Genomic DNA, 6,120 nt, shown 5'->3' with positions numbered 1-6,120 from the left:
GTGGCTGCGGACCTGCTGGCGCTGACCCTGATTACCCCTCCGGGCGAGCAGGGCGCGGACATTGCCGTTGGCTCGGCCCAGCGTTTTGGTGTGCCGTTGTTCTTTGGGGGGCCGCACGCCGCCTACATGGCTGTCCGCAAGGGCCTGGAACGTTCCCTGCCCGGCCGCCTGGTTGGGGTGTCCAAGGACGATGCCGGCGTTCCCGCTTACCGCCTGGCTTTGCAGACCCGCGAGCAGCACATCCGCCGCGAGAAGGCCACGTCCAACATCTGCACCGCCCAGGCGCTGCTGGCCATCGTGTCCTCCTTCTACGCCGTTTACCACGGCCCCGACGGCCTGAAGGCGATCGCAGAGACCGTCCACAACAAGGCCAGGGTCCTGGCAACAGCACTCACGTCACTGGGCCGCAAACTGGTCACGGACTCCTTCTTCGACACCCTCACCGTCCGCGTTCCGGGCAAGGCCGCCAAGGTGATCACCGCCGCTGAAGCCCGCGGCATCAACCTGCGCTTCATCGATCCGGACACGGTGGGCGTCTCCGTTGATGAGACGACGACGGCGGCAACACTTTCCGCCGTCGCCGTCGCCTTTGGCGCCGGTCCGGTGGGTGACGCCCAGGGATTCGAACTGCCCGACACTATTTTGCGCACCTCGGCCTACCTGCAGCATCCGGTGTTCAATACGCACCGGTCTGAAACCCAGTTGCTGCGTTACATCCGGAAGCTCTCGGACCGTGACCTGGCGCTGGACCGGACGATGATTCCGTTGGGTTCGTGCACGATGAAGTTGAACGCGACGGCTGAGATGGAGGCCATTTCCTGGCCGGAGTTCGCCTCGATCCACCCGTTCGCCCCGGACTCCCAGACCGAGGGCTGGCGCGAACTCATCGGCGGCCTGGAAGCGGACCTGGCCGAGATCACCGGGTATGACCAGGTGTCCATCCAGCCCAACGCCGGCTCCCAGGGCGAGCTCGCGGGGTTGCTCGCGATCCGCGGCTACCACCATTCCCGGGGCGAGCAGCAGCGTACCGTGTGCCTGATCCCGGCCTCGGCGCACGGCACCAACGCCGCCTCCGCCGTGCTGGCCGGGATGAAGGTGGTGGTGGTTGCCACCGCCGCTGACGGGACGATCGACCACGAGGACCTGACGGCCAAGATCGAGGCGAACCGGGACGTCCTGTCGGCCATCATGATCACCTACCCCTCCACCCACGGCGTGTTCGATGGGGATGTCCGCGAAGTCTGCGACGCCGTCCACGCCGCGGGGGGCCAGGTCTACATCGACGGGGCCAACCTGAACGCCCTGGTGGGGCTGGCCCAGCCGGGCCGGTTCGGCGGGGACGTGTCCCACCTGAACCTGCATAAGACCTTCTGCATCCCGCACGGCGGCGGGGGACCCGGCGTCGGGCCCGTTGCCGCGAAGGCGCACCTGGCACCGTTCATGCCGGGGGACGCGAACAAGGCCGCGCACGAGCCCGGGCACGGTGTGGCGATCTCGGCGTCCCGGTTCGGTTCGGCCGGCGTGCTGCCGATTTCGTGGGCGTACGTGAAGCTGATGGGCGGGCAGGGCCTGACCGAGGCCACCAAGTCCGCGCTGCTGGCCGCGAACTATGTCGCGTCCCGCCTGAACGAGTACTTCCCGGTCCTCTACACCGGCGAGGGCGGGCTGGTGGCGCACGAGTGCATCCTGGACCTGCGCGAACTCACGGCGAAGACCGGAGTCACGGCCGAGGACGTGGCCAAGCGGCTGATCGACTTCGGTTTCCACGCCCCCACCCTGTCCTTCCCCGTCGCGGGCACGCTCATGGTGGAACCCACCGAGTCCGAGGACCTGGCCGAGATCGACCGCTTCATCGAGGCCATGATCACCATCCGCCAGGAAATCGACCAGGTGGCCAACGGCGACTTCGCCGTCACCGACTCACCGCTGCGGCACGCACCCCACACGGCCGCCGCCGTCGTCTCCTCTGACTGGGACCGCGCCTACCCGCGGGAGCAGGCAGCGTTCCCGGCCCACCACAAGCAGGACAAGTACTTCCCACCCGTCGGCCGGATCGACGGCGCCGCCGGCGACCGCAACCTCATCTGCTCCTGCCCGCCCCTCGAAGCGTTCGAGACTTCGACAAGCTCAATCACCGGATCGGAAGACTGATTCCCATGACCGAGAACTACACCGCTCTTTTCGAGCAGCACAAGAAGGCAGGCGCCTCGTTCACGGACTTCGGCGGCTGGCAGATGCCGCTCAAGTACGAGTCTGAACTCGCGGAACACCACGCCGTCCGCAAGGCCGCCGGGCTGTTCGACCTCTCCCACATGGGAGAAGTCTGGGTCACCGGCCCCGACGCCGCCGCGTTCCTGGACTACGCCCTGGTGGGCAAGATCTCCGCGGTCGCCATCGGCAAGGCAAAGTACTCGCTGATCTGCAACGAAGACGGCGGCATCATCGACGACCTCATCACCTACCGCCGGCCATCCCCCGAAGAGGGCGTTGACAGGTACCTGGTGGTGCCCAACGCGGGCAACGCCGCAGTGGTGGCCAAGGAACTCCTGGCACGCTCCGCCGCCTTCGACGTCACTGTGGAGGACGCCTCCGCCAACACCTCGCTGATCGCCGTCCAGGGACCGAATTCCGAAGCGATCCTCCTGGCGCTGGTCCCGGCCGAACAGCACGCACTGCTCACCGGGCTCAAGTACTACGCCGCCGCCGAGGTGGGCATCGCCATGAACGGTACGGTCCAGGACCTGCTCGTGGCCCGGACCGGTTACACCGGCGAGGACGGGTTCGAAATCTACGTTCCCAACCTGGACGCCCCCGCGCTGTGGGAGGCACTGCTCCAGGCCGGCGAAGGCTCCGGCCTGGTGCCCGCCGGCCTCGCCGCCCGCGACTCGCTCCGCCTCGAAGCCGGGATGCCGCTCTACGGCAATGAACTCTCCCGCTACGTCAACGCTTACGCGGCAGGCCTGGGCCCCGTGGTGTCGCTGGCCAAGGAAGGCGACTTCGTGGGCAAGGACGCCCTGGCAGCCATCAAGGCCGCCGGAGTCGGATCAACCATCGGGCAGAAGCTGGTGGGCCTCAAGGGTGCCGGACGCCGCGCCGGCCGCGCCCACTACCCCGTCCTTAAGGACGGCACCCTGGTGGGCGAAGTAACCTCCGGCCAGCCCTCCCCCACCCTCGGATACCCCATCGCCATGGCCTACGTCGAGGTCGAATTTGCTGAAGTCGGCACCGTCCTTGACATCGACCTCCGCGGAAAGCCCGAGCGCTTCGAAGTGGTCCCCCTCCCCTTCTATAGGCGCCAGAAGTAACCCCTTTTCGCCCGACCACGACTTGTTTTTGATAAAGAAGGAAAAATAGACAATGAGCAAAGTTGTAGCTGAACTGAAATACTCCGCCGAGCACGAATGGGTTGCTGTGGACGGATCCGGGCCTGCGGGGATCGGGATTTCCGCCGTGGCTGCCGACGCCCTGGGCGACATCGTCTACGTGGATCTGCCTGAGGTCGGCTCCATCGTCACGGCCGGCGAAACCTGCGGCGAGGTGGAATCCACCAAGTCCGTCTCCGACCTCTACGCCCCGGTCACCGGCGAGGTCACCGAGATCAACGACGGCGTGGTCTCGGACCCCGCCCTGATCAACAGCGATCCCTACGGTGCAGGCTGGCTCTTCAAGGTGTCCGTCACCGAGGAAGGCCCGCTCATGTCCGCCGAGGAATACGCCGCAGCAAACGGCGGCGAGCTGTGAGCGCCCCGGCAGAAGTGGGCGCCTTCGAGCAGGTGGCCTCCCCCAGCCTGAACGCCGACCTGTCCGTCCTGGACCCTGAGGTTGCCGCCAGGATCGACGACGAGCTTGGCCGCCAGCGCGACGGCCTGGAAATGATCGCCTCCGAGAACCACACGGCCGCCGCCGTCATGCAGGCCCAAGGCTCAGTCCTGACCAACAAGTACGCCGAGGGCTACCCGGGCAAGCGCTACTACGGCGGCTGCGAACACGTCGACGTGATCGAGCAACTGGCGATCGACCGGGTGAAGGCCCTGTTCGGCGCGGAATACGCCAACGTCCAGCCGCACTCCGGAGCCCAAGCCAACGCCTCCGTGATGCACGCCCTGATCAAGCCCGGCGACACCATCATGGGCCTGAACCTGGCGCACGGCGGCCACCTCACGCACGGCATGCGCATCAACTTCTCCGGCAAGCTCTACAACGTGGTGCCGTACCAGGTCCGGGAGGACACCCACACCATCGACATGGCCGAGGTGGAACGCCTGGCCCGGGAGCACAAGCCGCAGCTCATCGTGGCCGGCTGGTCCGCCTACGCCCGCCAGCTGGATTTCGCCGAGTTCCGCCGGATCGCCGATTCCGTGGGCGCGTACCTGATGGTGGACATGGCGCACTTCGCCGGGCTGGTCGCAGCAGGCCTTCACCCGAGCCCGGTGCCGCACGCGCACGTCACCACCTCCACCACGCACAAGACCCTCGCCGGTCCGCGCGGCGGGATCATCCTGAGCAACGACGCCGACATCGCCAAGAAGATCAACTCGGCAGTGTTCCCGGGACAGCAGGGCGGCCCGCTGGAACACGTCATCGCCGGCAAGGCGGTGGCCTTCAAGATCGCCGCCACCGAAGAGTTCCGCGAACGCCAGGAACGTGTGCTCGCCGGCGCGCGCCTGCTGGCAGAACGCCTGGTCCAGCCGGACGTCGTGGCAAAGGGCATCAGTGTGGTCTCCGGCGGCACCGACGTGCACCTGGTCCTTGTCGACCTGCGCAACTGCGAACTTGACGGACAGCAGGCCGAGGACCGGCTCGCCGCGATCGACATCACCGTCAACCGCAATGCCGTGCCCTTCGACCCGCGCCCGCCCATGGTCACCTCAGGCCTGCGCATCGGCACCCCGGCACTGGCCACCCGCGGCTTCGGCGAGGACGCCTTCCGGGAGGTTGCGGACATCATCGCCGAGGCATTGACGGCCGACGCCGGCGCGGACCTTTCCGGGCTCCGTCACCGCGTCGAGGACCTCGCCAAAGCCCACCCGCTTTACCCAGGCATCGCGCCCCTGTCCTGACCCTGGTTCCGACAGGCTCAACGTACAGTCGTTGAGCCTGTCGGAGCGCCTTTCGAGCAAACAAAGGAAACTACCATGACATTGGCACCTGAAGGCCGGAAGATGCTGCGGATCGAGCAGCGCAATGCTGCCGTTCCGGTGGAGCGGAAGCCGGAATGGATCAAGGCCAAGGTCCAGATGGGCCCGGAGTTCGTCGGGCTGAAGAACCTGGTCAAAAAGGAAGGCCTGCACACCGTCTGTGAAGAGGCCGGCTGCCCGAACATCTTCGAATGCTGGGAAGACAAGGAAGCGACCTTCCTGATCGGCGGGTCCGAATGCACCCGCCGCTGCGACTTCTGCCAGATCGACACCGGCAAACCCTCCCCCGTGGACATGTTCGAACCCACCAAGGTGGCCCGCTCCGTCCAGTCCATGCAACTGCGCTACGCCACCGTCACCGGTGTGGCCCGCGACGACCTCGAAGACGAAGGCGTCTGGCTCTACGCCGAAACCGTCCGCAAGATCCACGAACTGAACCCCGGCACCGGCGTGGAACTGCTCATCCCCGACTTCTCCGGCAACCCCGACCACATCAAAGCGATCTGCGACTCAGCCCCCGAAGTCTTCGCCCACAACGTCGAAACCGTGCCCCGGATCTTCAAACGCATCCGCCCCGCGTTCCGCTACGACCGCTCCCTGGACGTCATCACCCAGGGCCGCAACCTGGGCATGGTCACCAAATCCAACCTCATCCTGGGCATGGGCGAAACCCGCGAGGAAATCTCCGAAGCCCTCCGCGACCTCCACGAAGCCGGCTGCGACCTGATCACCATCACCCAATACCTCCGCCCCTCCGAACGCCACCTCCCCGTGGACCGCTGGGTCAAACCCCAGGAATTCGTGGACCTCCAGCACGAAGCCCAGGACATCGGCTTCCTCGGCGTCATGTCCGGCCCCCTGGTCCGCTCCTCCTACCGCGCCGGCCGCCTCTGGGCCACCGCCATGCGCAAAAAAGGCCGCGACATCCCCGCCGAACTCGCCCACATCGCCGACGGCATCCAAGACTCCGGCACCACCCGCC

The 6,120-nt window shown here is 66.7% G+C and carries 5 protein-coding genes; all 5 read left to right on the top strand.

What is annotated here, in order from left to right; genetic code table 11:
- Positions 1–2,151 (top strand): aminomethyl-transferring glycine dehydrogenase (gene gcvP / locus DC347_RS17805; protein WP_240617842.1); only part of this gene is annotated, 2,151 nt, incomplete at its 5' end.
- 5 nt (positions 2,152–2,156) lie between these two features.
- Positions 2,157–3,305: a glycine cleavage system aminomethyltransferase GcvT gene (gene gcvT / locus DC347_RS17800; RefSeq protein WP_109863888.1), complete on the top strand. Its 1,149-nt coding sequence runs from the start codon at positions 2,157–2,159 to the stop codon at positions 3,303–3,305.
- Positions 3,306–3,357: 52 nt separating this feature from the next.
- Positions 3,358–3,741, top strand: coding sequence for a glycine cleavage system protein GcvH (gene gcvH / locus DC347_RS17795; protein WP_109863887.1), 384 nt, complete (start codon positions 3,358–3,360; stop codon positions 3,739–3,741).
- Positions 3,738–5,060: a serine hydroxymethyltransferase gene (gene glyA / locus DC347_RS17790; protein WP_109863886.1), complete on the top strand. Its 1,323-nt coding sequence runs from the start codon at positions 3,738–3,740 to the stop codon at positions 5,058–5,060. Before gcvH ends, glyA begins: the two co-directional genes overlap by 4 nt.
- Before the next feature lie 75 nt (positions 5,061–5,135).
- The coding region (lipA, locus tag DC347_RS17785; RefSeq protein WP_109863885.1) for a lipoyl synthase at positions 5,136–6,120 on the top strand (985 nt) is incomplete at its 3' end.

This window comes from Pseudarthrobacter sp. AG30, assembly GCF_003116525.1.
GTDB lineage: Bacteria > Actinomycetota > Actinomycetes > Actinomycetales > Micrococcaceae > Arthrobacter.
This window is presented reverse-complemented; position numbering and strand designations above follow the sequence as displayed.

Excerpts from the sequence above, each read along its gene's own strand:
- gcvH (WP_109863887.1), top strand. The coding sequence starts at position 3,358 with ATGAGCAAAGTTGTAGCTGAACTGAAATACTCCGCCGAGCACGAATGG.
- gcvT (WP_109863888.1), top strand. The coding sequence starts at position 2,157 with ATGACCGAGAACTACACCGCTCTTTTCGAGCAGCACAAGAAGGCAGGC.